Below are 3,182 nucleotides of genomic sequence, written 5' to 3'. Positions count from 1 at the left end.
CATCCGTCTCGCCTTCGGCGAGCCACCTTCTCCCGCAAGGGGAGAAGGGGCTGCGGCGCTCACGCCAGATTTTTGCGCGGGAATCCCGGCGTCACCCAGACTTTGCCGGCCTTGGTGACGCCATAGGCTTCGGCGTCGAAACGTTTCAACAATTTCGCGCCCTCGTCGGGGCCGACCACCGAAACCGTGGTCGACAGGGCGTCGGCAACGACCGCCGTGGGCGCTATCACCGTCACGCAGGCGAAGGACGCCGGCGAATAGCCCGTGCGCGGGTCGAGAATGTGGTGGCGCGAGAAATCCTCCGACCATGTATAGGCGTAATCGCCCGCCGTCGCCATGCAGCCGCTGACCGGCGCCGTGCCGAGCATGGCGTCGCGCTGGCGCGGATGGCGCACCGCCGCAGTCCATTCGCGATCATTGGCGGCATGGCCGAGCGATTCCATCTCGCCCGTATCGACGAAAGCCTGTTTGACGCCGCGCTCCGCCAGCAGCTTCGCCACGCAATCGGCGGCGTAGCCATGAGTGAGGCTGTTCAGCGTGACGCCCATGCCAGGCGTGTCGAAAGCGATCGCCGCTTCGTCATGACGGATGCGCTGCTGACCGATCAAGGCGCGCGCGGGCGCGGCCTCTTCCTCGGTCGGCCATGCGCCGCGTTTGGCGTAGGAATCGTAGAAAATCCACAAAGGCTGCACGGTCACGTCAAAGGCGCCGTCGCTGGCGCGGTGCAGATCGTCCGCCACCTTGAGCATGTCGAGCAAGGCCGGGTCGGGCCGCTCCAGCCGCCCCTCGGCATTGAGGCGGCGGATGTCGCTGCCCGGCGTCGAAAGGCCGGCGATGCGCTCCAGCCGGCGGATCTCCGCGAAGCCCGCATCGAGCGCGGCTTCCGCCTCGCGCTCGTCGAGCCCGACAATGGTCAAGGCGACGCCGGTATCGAAGGCGACGCCCGCGCGGCGAAACACCGGCGTCCCGCGCGCCCCACTCGCGGCGAAGGCGCCCGCCGCGCACAAGCCGGAGCCCATCAAGGCAAGTTGCAACATCTGCCGGCGATTGGTCGTCATTGCGCGGCCTCCAGGGATTTGCGCTGCTGCCTGCGCGCGCGTTTCCGCTCCAGCACGAGCGGCACGCATTTTTGCGGATCGTCGTGGATGACCACGCAATCCAGGCATTGGAAACATTCCGAATAGACGATGGCGCCGCTGCGCTCGATCGCGCCATAGCGGCATTTCACGCGGCACATCTGGCAGGGCGACCCGCATTCCTTGCGACGCGGAATCCATTTCCAGCGCCGCACCAGGCTCAACGCCGCGAAAGTCGCGCCGAGCGGACAAAGATAGCGGCAGAAGAATTTGTAATGGAACATGCCGACGATCAGCAGTGCGACGGCGTAGAGCACGAAGGGCGCCGAGCGCATGAAGATGAGCGTGATCGAGGTCTTGAACGGCTCGACCTCGGCCACCTTTTCCGCCTGATTGGAGAAGAACAGAGCGGTGACCAGAATGACCGCGAGCACGAGGAATTTCGGCACGCGCGCGAGGCGCTCATAGCGTTGCGGCAGGCCGATCTGGCGCAGGCGCAACAGGCGCGCGATCTCGCCGGCGAATTCCTGCAAGGCGCCGAAGGGACAGAGCCAGCCGCAGAAGGTTCCGCGCCCCCAGATGAACAGAGCGACGAGCGCGAACACCGTCACCATCAGGGTCGGCGGATCCCACAGGAAGAAGACGAAAGTCCCCTCGCCCTTGATCGCCTTGATGAGGCCGAACAGCCAGACGATCGACAATTGCGCCTGCGCGATCCAGCCGATGAAGACCAATGTGAAGGCGAGGAAGGCGAGCCGGAAGACCTTCAGCCCGCGCGACGAATGCGACAGGGCGCGCTGGCGCATAAGCGCGACGGCGAGAACGAGCAGGCCGACGGACAGGATGGAAATATCGCGCAACCGGCTCGCCCAGATCGAGCCGAGACCGAGCCCCGAATCCTCCGGCGGCAGATCGAACAGGCTTTTCGGCAGCGAGTAGTCGAGCGTGAAATCGCGCGTCACGCGCTCTGGAAAAATCTGGCCCTTTTCGCGCAGCACGCGAATGGAAAAGAGCGAGGGCGAGGCCGGGTCGAACGCCGCCTGCGGCGCGATGCGCATGATTGCGACGTCGCTTTTGGCGAGATCGAGGTTTTGCGGCGTCGGCAGAGTTAGTGAATCGCGATAGACGAAATCGCGCCACGCCACCGGCGCGTCGGCCTGGTTCAGCGCGACGAAATCCGGCGTGGCGCCGGGCACGAAACTGTCCGGCATGAAGGTCCAGCGGCCGCTCGACAGCACCAGCATGGCGGGCGCGCCGTCGAGCTGGTACATCAGCTTTTTCCAATTCGCCTCGCCGAGCAGATTGCGGCCGGTGATCGGCACGTCGACCTCGGCGATATAGACGTCGACAAAGGTTCCCTTCGGGTCGGCCTTGCCTTCCTCGTCGACATCCTCGCCCACCGTGCCGGCGAAGGTCTTGTTCACTGCTTCATTGGTGAGATGCAGGCGCCGGATATAGCCGCGATCCAGCATCTGCTGAAACGTCAGCGGCTCGAACACATCGGGCTTTACATGCGCCGCGCGATTGGGGTCGCGGCCCTTGGAAAAGCCCAGCCGTTCACGGGCGACCTGAAGCGCGGAATTGATGATCGTTTCATTGATGATGCGCACCGAGGCGGTCGCCTTGGCGACGCCGTCGATCTCGGCCGCGACATTGTCGGCGCGTGGATCGCGCGTGCCCGGCGCGACGATCTTGATCGATTGCCGCAAGGATTTGCCGGCATATTGCTTGACGAAATCCATCAGCGGATCGGGACCGAGACCGTCGACGAAAACCGGTTCGTGCTGGGTCAGCACACGCACGTCGAGCAATTCGCCCGAGGGCTTGACCGCGATCAGCAGATTGACCGGCGTGCCGGAAAAGCCGGGGATCGGCTGGAAATCGATCGATTCGAAGGCATAGGCGACCAGGACGTCGCCATTATAGCTCTGCTGGAAGATCGGCCAGATCGGCAAAGTCGCGTCGCGCTCGCCGACGGTAAAGGGCTTGGGAAAGGCCCGCGTCATCGCCTCGCGGTCGAGCGTGGACGCGCCCACGCCTTGCGTCAGCGCGCACAGACAAAACAGCGCCGCGAGCAACGCCCAAAGGCGCAGCACCACGGCGACA

The 3,182-nt window shown here is 64.8% G+C and carries 2 protein-coding genes; both read right to left on the bottom strand.

Features of this window, described 5'->3' with window-relative positions; genetic code table 11:
- Positions 1–59: 59 nt before the first annotated feature.
- The gene (locus tag ACE3S9_RS17275) at positions 60–1,058 is read right to left on the bottom strand and encodes an FAD:protein FMN transferase (RefSeq protein ID WP_374547722.1); all 999 of its coding nucleotides are present in this window, start codon (positions 1,056–1,058) and stop codon (positions 60–62) included.
- On the bottom strand, positions 1,055–3,182 hold a 2,128-nt coding region (locus tag ACE3S9_RS17270; protein WP_374547721.1), incomplete at its 5' end, for a 4Fe-4S binding protein. The genes ACE3S9_RS17275 and ACE3S9_RS17270, both read right to left, overlap by 4 nt.

Origin of the sequence: Rhodoblastus sp. (assembly GCF_041915505.1) — a bacterium.
Taxonomy (GTDB): domain Bacteria; phylum Pseudomonadota; class Alphaproteobacteria; order Rhizobiales; family Beijerinckiaceae; genus Rhodoblastus.
The sequence above is the reverse complement of the archived record's forward strand: the minus strand, read 5'-3'. Positions and strand labels throughout refer to the sequence as shown.